Annotated in this window: 14 protein-coding genes; 10 read left to right on the top strand and 4 right to left on the bottom strand. The window is 68.7% G+C overall.

The genetic code is table 11. The annotated features are described in order from the left end of the window. The first annotated feature begins 159 nt into the window (after positions 1-159). Positions 160-5,649, top strand: a complete 5,490-nt coding sequence (locus tag MX659_RS06385; protein WP_267192647.1) for a cell wall-binding repeat-containing protein — start codon at positions 160-162, stop codon at positions 5,647-5,649. 71 nt (positions 5,650-5,720) lie between these two features. Continuing rightward, positions 5,721-5,858, top strand: coding sequence for a hypothetical protein (locus tag MX659_RS06380; RefSeq protein ID WP_267192646.1), 138 nt, complete (start codon positions 5,721-5,723; stop codon positions 5,856-5,858). Here the strand turns inward: MX659_RS06380 and MX659_RS06375 are convergent. Next, positions 5,832-6,182, bottom strand: coding sequence for a desulfoferrodoxin family protein (locus tag MX659_RS06375; protein ID WP_267192645.1), 351 nt, complete (start codon positions 6,180-6,182; stop codon positions 5,832-5,834). The genes MX659_RS06380 and MX659_RS06375 overlap by 27 nt on opposite strands. A 76-nt stretch (positions 6,183-6,258) precedes the next feature. Here MX659_RS06375 and MX659_RS06370 point away from each other — a divergent pair, with 76 nt between their 5' ends. From MX659_RS06370 to MX659_RS06340, 7 genes are all read left to right on the top strand, one after another. Next, positions 6,259-6,837, top strand: a complete 579-nt coding sequence (locus MX659_RS06370; protein WP_267192644.1) for an isochorismatase family protein — start codon at positions 6,259-6,261, stop codon at positions 6,835-6,837. Between the two features lie 62 nt (positions 6,838-6,899). After that, complete coding sequence (locus MX659_RS06365) at positions 6,900-8,594, top strand: formate--tetrahydrofolate ligase (protein WP_267192643.1); 1,695 nt, start codon at positions 6,900-6,902, stop codon at positions 8,592-8,594. A gap of 22 nt (positions 8,595-8,616) precedes the next feature. Then, on the top strand, positions 8,617-9,465 hold the full coding sequence (gene folD / locus MX659_RS06360) for a bifunctional methylenetetrahydrofolate dehydrogenase/methenyltetrahydrofolate cyclohydrolase FolD (protein ID WP_267192642.1): 849 nt from the start codon (positions 8,617-8,619) through the stop codon (positions 9,463-9,465). After that, on the top strand, positions 9,462-10,190 hold the full coding sequence (locus MX659_RS06355; RefSeq protein ID WP_267192641.1) for a hypothetical protein: 729 nt from the start codon (positions 9,462-9,464) through the stop codon (positions 10,188-10,190). The genes folD and MX659_RS06355 overlap by 4 nt, the downstream gene beginning before the upstream one ends. A 207-nt stretch (positions 10,191-10,397) precedes the next feature. Further along, positions 10,398-10,601 (top strand): cold-shock protein, encoded by a 204-nt coding sequence (locus MX659_RS06350; RefSeq protein WP_267192640.1) that lies wholly within the window; start codon positions 10,398-10,400, stop codon positions 10,599-10,601. 86 nt (positions 10,602-10,687) lie between these two features. Further along, positions 10,688-11,368: a TMEM165/GDT1 family protein gene (locus tag MX659_RS06345; RefSeq protein WP_267192639.1), complete on the top strand. Its 681-nt coding sequence runs from the start codon at positions 10,688-10,690 to the stop codon at positions 11,366-11,368. 31 nt (positions 11,369-11,399) lie between these two features. Next, the gene (locus MX659_RS06340; RefSeq protein ID WP_267192638.1) at positions 11,400-11,984 is read left to right on the top strand and encodes an epoxyqueuosine reductase QueH; all 585 of its coding nucleotides are present in this window, start codon (positions 11,400-11,402) and stop codon (positions 11,982-11,984) included. Here the strand turns inward: MX659_RS06340 and MX659_RS06335 are convergent. Further along, on the bottom strand, positions 11,981-12,700 hold the full coding sequence (locus tag MX659_RS06335; protein ID WP_267192637.1) for a CehA/McbA family metallohydrolase: 720 nt from the start codon (positions 12,698-12,700) through the stop codon (positions 11,981-11,983). The two genes, MX659_RS06340 and MX659_RS06335, sit on opposite strands and share 4 nt — an antisense overlap. A gap of 91 nt (positions 12,701-12,791) precedes the next feature. Between MX659_RS06335 and queA the strand changes: the two genes are divergently transcribed. Further along, positions 12,792-13,826, top strand: a complete 1,035-nt coding sequence (gene queA, locus MX659_RS06330) for a tRNA preQ1(34) S-adenosylmethionine ribosyltransferase-isomerase QueA (protein WP_267192636.1) — start codon at positions 12,792-12,794, stop codon at positions 13,824-13,826. 3 nt (positions 13,827-13,829) lie between these two features. On the opposite strand, the gene MX659_RS06325 is transcribed toward queA, so the two are convergent. Beyond that, positions 13,830-14,861, bottom strand: coding sequence for a hypothetical protein (locus tag MX659_RS06325; protein WP_267192635.1), 1,032 nt, complete (start codon positions 14,859-14,861; stop codon positions 13,830-13,832). After that, a complete protein-coding gene (locus MX659_RS06320; protein ID WP_267192634.1) occupies positions 14,861-15,412 on the bottom strand; it encodes an RNA polymerase sigma factor in 552 nt (183 codons plus the stop codon). Before MX659_RS06320 ends, MX659_RS06325 begins: the two co-directional genes overlap by 1 nt. Position 15,413: the final 1 nt, after the last annotated feature.

Below are 15,413 nucleotides of genomic sequence, written 5' to 3'. Positions count from 1 at the left end.
CCGTTCAGGTGGCGCCCACGACCGTTCGTCGCTCCTCCGTTGCATCAGGTCGCCCTCTTTGCGCATAGTTGGTACCAGGGTGCTGCGCGAGCGGTCGCGCTCGCGGTCTTGGAGGCGGCAGACGTCGTCGCGACGTCTCGATCGGAAGGGGGCGGGCGCATGGCGAGCAGTCATCGTCCATCCAGGCGGATCCTCGGAATCGTGGTGTCGATCGCGCTTCTCGCGAGCATAGCGGGCCCAGGGCTCGCCGCAGCCGCGCCGAAGCCGAAAGCGCCGGCGCCGAGCGGTGAGTCCGCGCCAGGCGGCGCGTCCGCGGGGCTGTTCGAGCTCAGCGGGAACCGGTTGGACGCGAAGCTCAAGGAGCGCGTGAAGTCCGCCGTTTCCCCGAAGGACCGCGATGCCCGCGTGGACGTCGCGGTGCTCGTGGCCAAAGGCACCAAGCCGCCGAAAGAGCTCGAGATGCCGCTCAAGCTCGCGCTTCGAGCAGACCCGAAGCACGACCTGTACGCTGGTCGCGCGAAGGTGCGCTCCTTGGAGAAGATAGCGACGTCTGCTGGCGTGACGAAGGTCTTCGACAACGGCCGCATCACGCCGCCGCCGATCCCTGACAAGCCGCTGCCGTCCAAGGCCGAGCGGGCGAAGGCCGCGAAAGCGGCCAAAGCGCGGCTCCAGCAGGCCGCGAAGGCAGGCGCGCTCACGAAGTTCCGGTCGCTCTTCGACGCCGACGGCGTGCAGGTGCGCCCAGCGCGGCGGCCGCTTTCGAGCAAGGACGCCGTGCTGCGTGGCGCAGACGCTGCGTACGATGGGGGCGGCGCCACCGGGTGGTTCGACGTGTCGCCGCGCGGCCACAACTCGGCCGCCGCGTGGGACGCCGGCTACACCGGAGCGGGCGTGAAGGTCGCAGTCGCTGACGACAGCGTCGACTTCGCGCACCCGGACCTGCAGGGCACGCAAGCGATCGTGTCCGACCCAGCCTCGCCGCACCACGGCTGGCCGGAGGCCTTCGATCCGTTCTCTGCGCTCCTGTACGCGTACGACGTCTACTACGGCACCTCGTTCGTGCACGACGGTCAGACCTGGTGGTCCGACACGAGCGCGACGATCACCGAGACGGACCCGACGTTCGACGGCAAGACGTTCGTCACGCCGGGCACGAGCAAGTCGGGCACGTACCACATCGGCTACCTGTGGGACGAGAACCTGTATGCGTGGATGAGCGGGTGGAGCGAGTACCCCGCGGTTCTCGTGTCTGACGAGACCACGCCTGGCGTCTATGACACCGTCTACGTGGACGTGTGGATGGACCACGACTTCTCGTACGAGAAGCCGTGCACCATGTCCTCGCCGATCTCGTACCTGGACTACTGGGACTCGGAGGCAGAGACGTACGGTCCCGACGGGTACGCGGACCTCTCTGGCGGCATGGTGTACTGGATCGCTGACGGCGCCAACCAGCCGCCGGGATTCGAGTTCATCTTAGGCGGGCACGATCCGTCCGCGCCGGTGCCGGGGAACGGCGATCTCGTCTGCTTCATGGGCGCGTTGAACTTCGACGAGTACCACGGCACGCTGTGCGCGAGCAACGTGGTGGGCCAGGGGATGACCGACGGCCCGTCCGACCCGATCATGGACGACGGCGTCTACCCGCCGTTCAAGACGCCGACAGGCGGCGGTGACGGCATCGTCCAGGGCGCTGCGCGCGACTCCAAAGTCGTGGCGTTCTCCGACATCTACTGGAACTTCTTCACCTCGACGCTGCTCGCGTACGACTACGCGGCGTTCGGCGCAGACATGCAGGCCGGGACGGGAGACGAGGTGCAGACCGTTTCCAACTCGTACGGCGATTCCGCGGTGGACGCTGACGAATGGGACTACCACTCCCGGTACGTGACCGCTCTGAACACGCAGGTGAACGCCACGACCACGTTCCTCTTCTCGACGGGCAACGGCGCTCCCGGGTACGGGACGAACGCACCGCCGACGCCGTCGACGGGCATCGGCGTCGGCGCATCCACGCAGCTCGGTGCGTGCGGCGGCTGGGACTCCATCTACGACGCCGATCAGGTGACCGTGGGCGACGTCATCCCGTGGTCGAACCGCGGCCCGTCCGCGATGGGCCACGCCGGTCCGTCGGTCGTGGCCGACGGCGCGTACTCCTCCGGCGCGATGGCCCTCAACCAAGGTGCATGGGACGGCTGGCGTTCCTGGATCGTCTGGGGCGGGACGAGCCGTTCGTGCCCGGTCGCAGCCGGCAATCTGGCGCTCATCTACGACGCGTTCAAGCAGCGGTTCGGCCGCTATCCGACGTGGTCGCAGGCGCGTGACTACCTCATGGCCGGCGCGCGCGACTTGGGCTACGACTCCGCCGTCCAGGGCGCCGGCATGGTCGACGCGAAGAAGTCGATCGACCTCATCACCGGCACAGGCGGCGTCGAGGTGACGCCGAGCCAGTGGGTCCCTGGCGACTATCGGGGCAGCTCGTACCTCTCGTTCCCGAGCGTCGTTCATCCCGGCATGACCTACGAGGGCTCTGTGCAGGTGTGGAACCGGTCGGCTGACTCGGATGTGGACGTCGCGGTCATGGACAGGACGCTCGAACAAGTGTCCGCCACATCGATGCTCGTGGAGCTCGATGGCACGAACGAGTCCCCGTATGACTTCAACCGGCCTGACTGGGTGAGCAACATCACCGCGCAGATACGGGACTGGGATCCCGACCTCGTGGTCATCAGGACGGCGACGCCGTTCGCGGACTTCGCGCCGACGGGTGCGTTCAACACGAGCGGCTCCACGCACAACACGACGCGCCTGCTCGCGTACGACTGGAAGGACCAGGACAGCGACGGGTCGCTGTGGGCAGACGCGGACTCGGACGGCTACGTGGATCCCGGTGAGATGGATCCGGGCGAGTACATGCGGTTCACGTACTCGAACAACTTCGCGAACAGCCACGAGATCCGCATCCAGCACCCGCTCGACCGGATGCACGATGGCGTCTTCCTCGGCCTCCAGCACAGCAACGATGCCACCGCGGACAAGACGGTGCAGGTGCAGATCGTCATCGAGCTGTACCGCGAAGCCGATCACCCGTGGTTGAGCTCTGCCGCAGAGGACACGACGCAGACCCTCCTGGCTTCCTCGGCGATCGATGTGCCGCTGACGCTCACGGTGCCCTCGGACGCCAAGCCCGGCTTCTACGAGGGCGAGTACGTCATCACCACCTACCGGGGCGGCGACACGTTCACCTCTATCGTGCCGGTGCATATCACGGTGGCGTCCAACACGCCGAACTTCTCGTTCGGTACCGTCGATGACGGGATGGGGGCTGCCGCGCTGCGGCCCACCCAGGTGGCCACAGACGACCCCAGCCCGATCCTGCCGAACAGCGAGATGTTCGGCGGTCAGAGCTGGAACTGGCGTGCCGAGTCAGGCGACTGGCGCTTCTTCATGGCAGACGTGCAAGACGACGAGCCGCTGCCTCCAGGCGCCACGTGGCTCGTCAAGACGGAGTGGCCTGACGGGGCCGGCGCCGTCGACACCGACATCGACACGCTCCTGTACGGTCCTTCCGACGACGAGTGGTCTTCGATCGACCCGACTACTTTCGGTCCGCACGGCATGGAGCTGAAGGGCGGCTCCGCCAACACCAACATCGGAGCTGGCATCTGGCTCTGGCAGACCGCGACCGGAACGACGCAGGAATGGGTGGCCGGGCCGCTCGAGCGCGGGCTCAATGAGATCATGCTGCACAGCGTGGTCTGGTCCGGCGAATCGTGGCGCGAGCCGGTATCGGGCCAAGCGGGCATCGTCGGCGTCGATCCATCGAGCATCGCGGTCTGCGAGTCGGCAGGCTCTGGCTCGGTCCCACTGCAGTTCACGACGACGATGGACCTGAACGGTCTGGCGGCCGAAGCCTATGGCCTCAGCAAGCGCCTGTACTATCCCGCTGAGGAGATCACGCAAAGCGAGGACAAGTACTACGATCTCTCTCTCACTGGCGCGGCGTATCTTGACGTCGCGATTTCAGCGGCAGGGGGCTCCGACCTCGACCTGTACGTCTACTGGTTCGACGGATCCGGCTGGCAGCTGGTCGGCGCGTCCGAGACGGCGACGGGCGACGAGCACGTGCGGATCGAGCAGCCGGCCGACGGGTCGTACCTGATCGACGTGTACGGCTACAGCGTCTCAGGGACCGACACCTTCGAGCTTACGGCGTCCTACCCGATGGGCGGCGACCTCCAGGTCAGCGGGCTTCCGTCCGGGCCGCTCAGCGCGGGCCAGGTGGTTCCGCTGTCGGTCGACTGGACGAAGTACCGTGGGGATTTGGCGGAGCGGGAAGGCGACTTCGAGGGCGTCGTCTACCTTGGCCCGACCGAGGCGCCGCGTGCGATAGCGATCCCCTTCACGCTCCACTATCCGTTCGAGGTCGAGCAGTACACGCCGAACCCCTCCGAGCCGGCGCTCAGCCCCACCGCTACGGTCGAGATCCAGTTCAGCAAGCGTCTGGACGAAAGCAGCATCACGGACGGCACGTTCGTTGTCACCGACGGGACGGAGACTCTCGCGCTCGACGTCTCGGTGGATGGCGAGAACGGCACGGTGATGCTGACGCCGCAAGACACGCTCAAGTCCTCGACGGAGTATCTCGTCGAAATCGACGGGCTGCTCTCACGCGATGGCGATGAGCTCACCACGACGCTTCCCTTCAGCACGACCGATGCCCTCGTCAGAGCGATGGGCGACACGCGGTACGACACGGCCGTCGCCGCGAGCCAGCAGACGTTCGACAGCGCCGACACGGTGGTGCTCGCGACCGGCGAGAAGTTCCCCGACGCATTGAGCGCATCTGGCCTCGCTGGCCAGGTCAAGGGCCCAGTGCTGCTCACGAAGCCGGACACGCTGCTTCCACAGGTCCGCGACGAGATCGTGCGCCTTGGCGCGACGCAGGTCTTCATCATCGGCGGCACAGGCGCGGTGTCTGGCAGCGTTGCGTCTGCGGTCGACGCGCTGCCCGGCGTGGCGGTCGAGCGCATCGCAGGCGTTGACCGGTATGCGACGGCCGCCCAGGTAGCGCGCAAGATCGCGGAGCTGCGAGGCGGCCCGGTGGACGGCGCTTTCCTGGTGCGCGGCGACGACTTCGCTGACGGCGTCGCCGTCTCGCCGCCGGCCTACCGGATGGCGATGCCGGTGCTTTTGACTCGGACCGGAGAGCTGCCGGCGAGCACGCGCTCGGCGATCACCGACGTCGGCGTGAGCACGGTGTGGATCGCTGGTGGCACCGGCGCTGTGTCTGGCAGCGTGGCGTCTGCGGTCGACGCGCTGCCCGGCGTGGCAGTCGAGCGCATGGCCGGTGCTGACCGGTACGCCACGGCCGTGGCGGTTGCAGACAAGGCCGTCGAGAACGGGTGGTTGACGTGGACTGTCGTCGGCGTGGCGACCGGCAAGAACTTCCCCGACGCGCTTACCGGCGGGGTGGCCAGCGGTGCCAAGGAGGGAGTCTTGCTGCTCACCGAGCCGACCATGCTCAGCCCGGATACGAAGACAGCGATCGAATCGCATACCTCCGAGATCCTGAAGCTCACGGTCTTCGGCGGGCCTGGTGCGGTGAGCGCTGCGGTGTCCAACGCCATCGCAGACCTGCTTTGGTAAGCGCACCGGATGTCGATGCTGTAGCATGAAGGAGCCGCCCTTCGGGGCGGCTCCTTCCACGGAGGTATCAGGTGATAACGAGCGAGACCTTGCCGGGCGTCATCCTCGGACTGGCCATCATCATCGCCGGGACGCTTCTCGGCGTGCGCTCGACGCTCAAGCGCGATGCCGAGGAGCGAGCGTCACACGACGACTTCGGCAGCCCATAGGCCATGCAGGTTGCAGTGCTCGACCGCACGGAGCGTGGTACCGGCGTCGAGCGCAAGCCGCACCGAGACTGTCGGCCAGGAGACGACCGGTACGAAGTCGAACCGGGCGATGGGCGCTCCGTCAGCGTAGAGCTCGATCCAGGCGATGTAGTGGTCCGGCTGGTTGGGGTGGGGGACGTCCCATCCGACCGTCACCGTCGCGGTGAGCGAGCCGTCGTCGTGCCGCTCGACCTCGATGTACGGGGTGTGCTTCTTCTCGAAATCTCCCGCAGACGCGCGGTCGTCGATCAAGTTGATCGGCCCGAGCACGGGTGCGTCAGGCATGGCGCGCTCCTTCCTTCCGTTGGTATCGTTCGCGTCATGGGACTTCATACCCAAAGCACGGGAGGTGGCTGACGGGATGGGCGGCAGCAGCGCAGGCGCGCTCGCGCGCGACGACGCGGTGCTCGTGGTGGTGGACGTGCAGGAGCGGCTCGCGGCGGCCATGCCGCGATGCGACGCGACGGTCGCGGGCGTCCGGGCGCTCGTGCGGGGAGCGCGGGAGCTCGGCGTTCCCGTCCTCGCCACGCGCCAGTACCCGCGTGGCATCGGCGAGATCGTCCCCGAGATCGCCGAGGCCCTGGGAGACGCGCCTGTGGTCGACAAGATGGCGTTCGACTGCATGGCCGAGCCGGCGTTCGTGCGCGCACTCGCCGCGCTCGAAAGGACGAGTCCTGTGCTGTGCGGCATGGAAGCGCACATCTGCGTGACGCAAACGGCCCTTTCGATGGCGCTCGACGGCCTGAGGCCGGTCGTCGTCGCCGATGCCGTGTGCTCGCGGCGTGACTTCGACCGCGACGTGGCCTTCGAGCGCCTGCGCCTGTGCGGCGTGGAGGTCGTGACCGTCGAGCAGGTGCTGTACGAGCTGGTCTCGCGGGCAGGCACCGAGGAGTTCAAGCGGATCCTCGCGATCGTGAAAGAGCGCGACGCCTGCGGCTGAGGCGCGCGGTGGGGTACACTTGCGATTCGTGCCCGGCAGCATCGAACGAGGCGAGGAGCCGCATGGCGTCTGACATCGAGATAGCGCGTTCGGCTCGTCTCCGTCCTGTCCGCGAGGTGGCCGAAGAGCTCGGGGTTCTCCCGGACGAGCTCGAACCGTACGGACCGGCCAAAGCGAAGATCTCTCTCGCGACGCTTGCGCGCGTGCGCGAGACGCCTCGCGGACGGTACGTGGTGGTCACGGCGATCACGCCCACGCCGCTCGGCGAGGGCAAGACGCTCACCACAGTGGGTCTCGGGCAGGCGTTCAGGCGTCTCGGCCTGCGCGCGGTCTCGACGATCCGCCAGCCCTCGCTCGGCCCCGTCTTCGGCATCAAGGGCGGGGCGGCAGGCGGCGGGTACGCCCAGGTCGTGCCGATGGAGGACTTGAACCTGCACCTCACGGGCGACGCGCACGCCGTCGCGGCGGCGCACAACCTGTGCGCGGCGTTCATCGACAACCACCTGCACCACGGCAACCGCCTCGGCATCGATCCGCACGCGATCGCCTGGCGGCGGGTCGTGGACATCTCGGACCGCGCGCTTCGCGACATCGTCGTCGGGCTGGGAGGACGCGCGAACGGGCTGCCGCGGCAGACGGGGTTCGACATCGTTGCGGCAAGCGAGCTCATGGCGGTGCTCGCGCTCGCAGAAGACCTCCACGACCTGCGCGTGCGCATCGGCCGCATCGTCGTGGCGGCGACGAAGGAGGGCCGTCCGGTCACCACCGAGGACCTCAAGGTCGCAGGCGCCATGACGGTCCTCATGAAAGACGCCATCAAACCGAACCTCGTGCAGAACCTCGAGGGCGGGCCGGTGCTCGTGCACGCGGGTCCGTTCGGGAACATCGCGCACGGCAACTCGTCGATCATCGCGGACCGCATCGGGCTCGGCCTTGCGGACGTCGTCGTCACCGAAGCGGGCTTCGGCGCCGATCTCGGATTCGAGAAGTTCGCGAACATCAAGTGCCGCGCCTCCGGACTGAAGCCGGACGCAGCCGTGCTGGTGTGCACGGTTCGCGCGCTCAAGGCGCACTCAGGGCGGTTCTCCATCAAGCCGGGGCAGCCGCTCGACCCCGGTCTGCTCGCCGAGGACCTCGAAGCGGTGAGCGAGGGGCTGTGCAACCTGCGCAAGCAGATCGCGAACGTGCGGGCGTTCGGCGTGCCGGTGGTGGTGGCGATCAACCGCTTCCCGAGCGACACGGACGCCGAGCACGAGATGGTGCGCCGGGCCGCGCTGGAGGCGGGCGCATGCGACGTTGCGGTGCACACGATGCACGCCGACGGCGGAGCCGGGGGCGAGGACCTGGCGCGCGCCGTGATGCGCGCGTGGGAGTGTGAGAGCAGCTTCGAGCTCACCTACGACGACACGCTCCCGCCGCGCGAGAAGATCGAGGCGATCGCCCGGCGCATCTACAACGCCGAGGGCGTGGACTTCGCTCCGGCGGCGGAGCGGGCGCTTGCCGCGTACTCGGCGATGGGGTACAAGCGGCTCCCCGTGTGCATGGCAAAGACGCACCTCTCGCTCACGCACGATCCGCAGGCGAAGGGGTGTCCGAGCGGATGGCGGCTGCTGGTCCGCGACGTCAAGCTGTCCGCGGGCGCGGGCTACCTCTATGCGCTGTGCGGTGACATCATGACGATGCCCGGTCTGCCGAGCCGGCCGGCGGGTGAAGGCATCGACATCGACGCCGACGGCAACGTGGTGGGTCTGTCATGACCAGGAACGGAGGGTGAAGCGGGTGGCGCCAGTCATCATCGACGGGAAGAAGGTGGCAGCTCACGTCAAGGAGCGGGCTGCCGAGCGCGTGGCCGCGCTCAAGGCACGAGGTGTCGAGCCAGGCCTGGCCGTCATCCTCGTGGGTGACGACCCGGCGTCACGCGCGTACGTGGACATGAAGGAGCGCGACTGCGCGCAGGTCGGTATCCGGTCCATCGACGTGCGGCTTCCTGCCGACACGCCCCAGGCCGAGCTGGAGGCGCTCGTCGACGGGTTCAACGCCGACCCGGCCGTGCACGGCATCCTCGTCCAACTCCCGCTGCCAGATGGGCTCGACGCCGAGGCCGTCATCGCGCGCATCGCACCCGAGAAGGACGTGGACGGCTTCCATCCGGTGAGCATCGGCCGGTTGGTGCGCGGGCTGCCGGCGCTCCACGCGTGCACGCCGGCGGGTGTGATGGAACTGCTTCGCGCCTACGGCATCGACCCGCGGGGCAAGCGCGCCGTGGTGGTGGGCCGCTCCGTCATCGTGGGCAAGCCGATGGCGCTGTTGCTCTTGCAGGCAGACGCCACGGTGACGGTGTGCCACTCGAAGACGGCCGACCTGCGCGCCGTGTGCCGGGAGGCCGACATCCTCGTGGCCGCCATCGGCCGGGCGAGGATGATCGATGCGAGCTACGTCAAGCCAGGCGCGGTGGTGATCGACGTCGGGATCAACCGTACCGATGCAGGCCTCGTGGGAGACGTGGACTTCGAAAGCGTTGCGCCCATCGCGAGCGCGATCACCCCGGTTCCGGGCGGCGTGGGTCCGATGACCCGGGCGATGCTGATGGAGAACACGGTCGCTGCGTCAGAGGAGGCGAGCAGGTGATGGTGGCGAAACGGCGCGTCGCGGCTCTCGCGATAGCGATTCTGCTGGCTGCGGCGGTCTTCGCGCCGTCTGTGGCGCACGCACGGGTGGCCGAGTACCAGGTGCAGTTCGTGCCGGTGGGGCAGACGGGTTCGTCCGACGTCATCGTGAACGCGGTTCTCTCGCCAGAAACGAGCCTTCCTGCCACCGTCACCGTCCCCTTGCCGGCAGGTGCGCAGGTGCTGTGGAGCGGCGAGATCCTGGGTGGCGACCCGGCGAACGACCCATTCCGCCAGCCCTCTCTAGTGCCGACCGCAGGCGCGCTGGCGGCGGTGTTCCGCCTCGAGCAGAAACCCATCGCCCAGGTGGAGGCCACCGTCGGTTCGCCTCGGGTGCGCGGCTCGAAGGTCTTCGCCACGCTCGCGTGGGTGAATACGGGGGAGGAAGGGCCGTACACGTTCTCGGTGGTGATCGAGCCAGGCGCGACCGGCGTGAAGATCGCGCCGCAGCCTGTCGGCGAGCCGCAGCGCAACGCGAAGGGGGAGACGCTGTACGTTCTCTCCCCGGTGAGGCTTGCCGCTGGGCAGCGGTTCGAAGTCACCGTGGAGTACGAACGAGGCGGGGCTTCGGGCTCCGGCGCGTCGGGCGGCGCGAGCCCCGTGCTCATCGCTGCCGTCGCCGGGCTCATGCTCGCCGTCGTTGCGCTGGTCGTAGTGGTAAGACGCGAGCGCGCCCGGAGTTCGTGAAGCACCCTCTTGCATTCTGCTCGCTTGTGCTACCATCGTGGCCGTAGTGGGCGTAGGCCCAAGGTTGTTGCGAGACGGTTTGTCAAACCGAGAAGCGCCACGAGCACGCACCGCCCGTCTGGACAGCCGCGCACGCGAGCGCATCAAGGTCGCCGGCAGACACGTCGCACGAGCGTGGCCCCGCGCGGGGCGGAAGGACGGAAGTGCATGCCAGAGGGAACGGTGAAGTGGTTCAATCCGGACAAGGGCTATGGGTTCATCTCGCGTGAGGACGGCGACGACCTGTTCGTCCACTACAGCGAGATCCAGATGGAGGGCTTCAAGACCCTCGAGGAAGGGCAGGCCGTGACCTTCGAGATCACGACCGGCCAGAACGGCAAGCTGCAGGCGAGCAACGTCCGCAAGCTCTAGAACCTCTCCGGTCGCCACATGGGCGGGCGGTCCTGGACCCGGGGCCGCCCGCTTTCTCGTGGCGCTCCGCCCGCAGGAGGACTGAGATGGCGTTCGTCTTCGTCGTCGCGTTCACGCTCATCTTCATCGGCGAGCTGGCCGACAAGTCCCAGCTGCTCGCGCTCGTGCTTGCCTCGCGCTTCAAAGCGTGGCAGGTCATCGCGGGGCTCACGCTCTCGACGCTTATCGTCCACATCGTCTCCGTGGCCGTCGGCCAGGGGCTCGGTTCGCTGCTTCCGGAGGAGCTCTTGTCGTGGGTATCAGGGCTTCTGTTCGTCGGCTTCGGCGTCTGGACGCTCCGCGGCGACGACCTCGACGAGGACGAAGATGCCCCGAGCCGGTTCGCACGCTTCGGCCCGGTGCTGGCGTGCGCGGCGGGGTTCTTCCTCGCCGAGGTCGGAGACAAGACGCAGATCATGACGATGGCCATCGCGGCCGACCCGGGCGCGGCGCTCATCGCGTCGCTGAAGGGCGCGGGAGCCGGCATCTCGCACGCGCTCGCGGGCATCGGCATCGTGCAGGACGCCGGCCTTGACGGCTGGGCGCGCTTCTGGGGCGTGACGCTCGGCTCGACGCTCGGCATGGTGTCGGCCGACGTGGTCGCCATCGCGGTCGGCCGGGCGCTCGGGACGCGTCTGCCGGAGCGGCAGCTCCGCTACGCGTCTGCGCTCATCTTCATCGCCTTCGGTCTGCTCACCATCGGGCTGCGCATCGCGGCCATGCGCTGACGCGAGGCGCGCGGGCATATACAATCGGGCCATGGAGCGCGTCGTCCTTCATGCATGCTGCGGGCCGTGCCTGCTCGAGCCGCTCGACGCTTTGCGAGCCGAGGGGTTCGAGCCGCTCGTTGTCTACGCTAACCCGAACATCCACCCGCGCGCCGAGTACGAACGGCGTCGCGACGTGCTTGTCGAGTACGCGGCGTCGGTGGGGGCCGAGGTCGTCGAGGTCCCGTACGCTCCCGTGCTCTGGCTCGAAGCCACCGCCGGGCTGTGGCGCACGCCTGCCGAGCGCTGCCGGGCGTGCTGGCGGCTCCGGCTCGCGCTCGCCGCGCGCGTTGCCGCGGAGCGCGGGATCGATGCGCTCGCCACGACGCTCACGGTGAGCCCCTACCAGGACGCTGCTGCGCTCGATGAGGTCGCCCGCGAGGTGGCCGAGCAGGCGGGCCTCGCCTACGTCGGGCGCGACTTCAGGAGCCGCTACCAGGACGCCGTGCGCCGCTCCAAGGAGCTCGGCATGTACCGGCAGAAGTACTGCGGCTGCATGCTCTCGGAGTGGGAGGCCGCCAAGGCCCGTGCTGATCGGGACGCTCGTCGCGCGAAGGAGAAGGGCGGGGCGCCCTAAGGCGTGTGCCCGTCGGCGTGCCGCCGTGCGCGCTCGCGTCTGACGATGCTCGGCATGTGGGCGAGGTAGCGCGCATTGCGCGTGAGCCAGAACAGCGTGTTGTCGACCCGCGTGGTCTTCTCTTCGATCGCGCGGCGCAAGTCGGCAGCGGTCCGGCCGGGGAAGAGCGTGCGCGTCGCGCCGATCGCCGACAGGATGTGGGCGTCGCTTCCGCCGGTGACGGCGAAGCGCCCGGGGTTGCGCTTGACGTAGGCCCGGGCGCGCAGGTTCGCGTGGAAGAGCAGCGGGGTCGCGTTGTGTATCTCGAAGGCATCGAACGGCACCGCGTCGTACACGCGCTCGTCACCGCGGCACAGCCCGTGCTTCGCCCACCACTTCGGTGCGAACGGGTGCGCGGCGATGGCGATGCCGCCTTGCTCGTGGATGGCGTCCACCGTCTTAAGCGCGCTCATCCCGGAAGGCACGGGTTCTCGGACCCACAGTGCGAGCACGTGCCCGTCCACCGAGTCGATCTCCATGCCGAGCACGAGCTCGATCGGAAGGTCCCTCGCGATCTCGGCGGCTTCGAGGGCGCCGTCCATGGTGTTGTGGTCGGTGATGGCGATGACAGAAAGATCGGTGCGCTCAGCCGCCCACTCCACGACCTGCCGTGGCGAGTACAAACCGTCAGAGGCGGTGGTGTGCAGGTGTATGTCTGCCGATGACCAGGTGCTCACGGCGTGATGGTATCCGATGGGCGGCTCGAGCGATAGCCGCGGGAACGGATGCGTTACACTGGCGCGGAGCACGCAGGCGAGTGGAGGACAGGTGAGGACTGCAGATTTCGACTACGATCTCCCGACCGGGCTCATAGCGCAACGCCCTGTCGAGCCGCGCGACGCGTGCCGCCTGATGGTCGTCGAGCGCGCAAGCGGGCAGATCGACCACAAGACGTTCCGGGACCTGCCCGAGTACCTGCGGGAAGGCGACGTCCTCGTCGTCAACGAGACACGCGTGCTGCCCGCGCGGCTTCGCGGCGCGAAGGACGAGACCGGCGGGGCGGTCGAGGTGCTGCTCTTGCGCCCCCGGTACGGGACCACCTGGGAGTGTCTCGTCAAGCCGGGGCGCCGCCTGAAGCCCGGGGCGAAAGTGGTGTTCGGCGATGGGCTGCTCACCGGCCTCATCGTTGACGTGATCGAGCAGACCGGAGGCCGCGTCATCACCTTCAGCGTGCGTGAAGGCACGTTCATGGACGCGGTGCACGCCATCGGCGAGATGCCGTTGCCGCCGTACATCACCGCCTCGCTCGACGACCCCGAGAAGTATCAGACGGTGTACGCGACGCACGAGCACAGCGTCGCTGCGCCGACGGCAGGACTGCACTTCACCGAAGCGCTCATGGACGAGATCCAGAAGCGTGGCGTGCACGTCGCGAGAGTCGAGCTCGACGTGGGGCTCGACACCTTCCGGCCCGTCGCGGTGGACGACCCGCGCGAGCACGTCATGCATGCCGAGCACTACCGCGTGCCGGCGTGGACGGCCGACGCGGTGAACGAGGCGCGCCGCCGGGGCTCGCGCGTGATCGCCGTGGGTACGACGAGCGTGCGGGCGCTGGAGAGCGCGTACAACGAGCAGACGCGGCTCGTGGAGCCGTCCGAGGGCGTGACGGACCTGTTCATCCTGCCCGGCTTCACCTTCGGCGTTGTCGACGCGCTCATCACGAACTTCCACATGCCGCGCTCGACGCTGCTGATGATGGTGAGCGCGTTCGCCGGCCGCGACCTCATCATGCGCGCCTACGAGACCGCAAAGCGCGAGCGCTACCGGTTCTTGTCGTTCGGCGACGCGATGCTCATCGTCTGAGCGTCAGTCGAGGCGCACCCACCAGGTCCAGTTCGGGTTGCCGCGCGCCGGATCGTCTTCGGTCGTGCCCGGAGCGACCGCGAACCCGTCCAGCGGGCGCGCCCCTGCAGGCACGTAGATGCGGACACCGCGATCGTCGGAGCCGAAGTAGCGGAACGTGGGCGATCCGTCCGGCGAGGCAGGGGGCGCGAACCGGGATGGCAGCGTCGGCCACTCACCGAAGCGCGCGATGGGCGTGCCGCTCTCCAGCGCGAAGGCATCGCCAGCGTATGAGCGCGTGACGAGGCGGAATCGGAGGGCCCGGCCATCGGGAGCTTGAAGCCAGATGGTCGTGACAGAGGGTTCGGCAGGGTCTGCAAGCGCCGTCATCGTCGCCGGGTCGCTCTCAGGGTCGTCGAGGGCGCTTGCGATCACGCCTGCGGTCGCAAGCGCGGAGGGAATCGAGCGCTCGACGCTCTCGAGCCGGAACACGAGCCCGTCGAGCGTCACGTACGGGGGCGCGCTCGCCACGGCCGACGCCTGCGCAGCGCCGTAGTTGCTCTCGGCCGTCGGTTCGGCTCCCGGCGGCGCGGCGGACTTCGGGGCGGTGCGGTCCTGGGCGCTTTCGACGACCGCCGTGCCGGACATGGTCGCCACGTGCGGGAGCGACAGTCCGACTGCCACGAGCCCCACGATGACGATGGCGGCCGCTGCCGCGAAGCCGGCGAACCGGCGCTCCCATCCGCGCCACCGCGAGCGAGCGGGCATCCCGGTGGGCTCGGAAGACCGAGCGGGGAGCTCGCGCGCAGCGGCCTCGAGGGCTCGGGCCTGCTCGGCGGCCCGCTCGCGCTCGTCGCGGACGGCTGAGAGGACGGCGTCTGCGAGCTGTGGCGGAGCGGCGGGCCTGGGCGCGGCGGCGAGCGTGGCGAGACCGGCTTTGACGCGCGCGCACTCGGGGCACGCGTCGCAGTGCGCCTCGGCTTGCGCGAGGTCCTCGGCAGGGACGGGTCCGTCTGCCGCTTCGAGCAAGACCGCGATGGCGCGCTCGCAGTCCATCACGCGCCTCCTTCGCTCTCCATCAGGAGCACCGCGAGCGCCTTGCGCGCGCGGAACACGCGGGACTTCACCGTTCCGACGGGCACGCCGAGCGCTTCTGCGGCCTGCTCGTACGAGAGGTCGAACAGCGCGATCGCGCCGAGCGCCTCCCGTTCCTCCGGCGGGAGCGTGCGGACCGCTGCTTCGACGGACTGCCCGAGCGCGACGGCATCGGACGCGTCCTCGGTGCGCGGCGGGTCGAAGTCCGAGAGGTCCGTTGGGACCGGGACGTGCGTGCGGGCCCGCGCCATGTCGAGGCACACGTTGCGGGTGACGCGGAACAGCCACGTCGAGAAGGCCGAGCGGCCATCGAACGATCCGAGCGAGCGGAACACCTTGATGAACACCTCTTGCGTCGCGTCTTCTGCGGCCGTCGGGTCGCCGAAGAATCTGAGCGCGTGGCCGTACACGGCGTCGATGTGCGCGCGCACGAGCGCTTCGAACGCGCGCTCGTCGCCGGCCTGGGCCTGAGCGACAAGCTCGCTATCGCCGGTGACGCCGGTGCGATCCACT

This window comes from Parvivirga hydrogeniphila (assembly GCF_023371205.1).
GTDB lineage: Bacteria > Actinomycetota > Coriobacteriia > Anaerosomatales > Anaerosomataceae > Parvivirga > Parvivirga hydrogeniphila.
The sequence above is the reverse complement of the archived record's forward strand: the minus strand, read 5'-3'. Positions and strand labels throughout refer to the sequence as shown.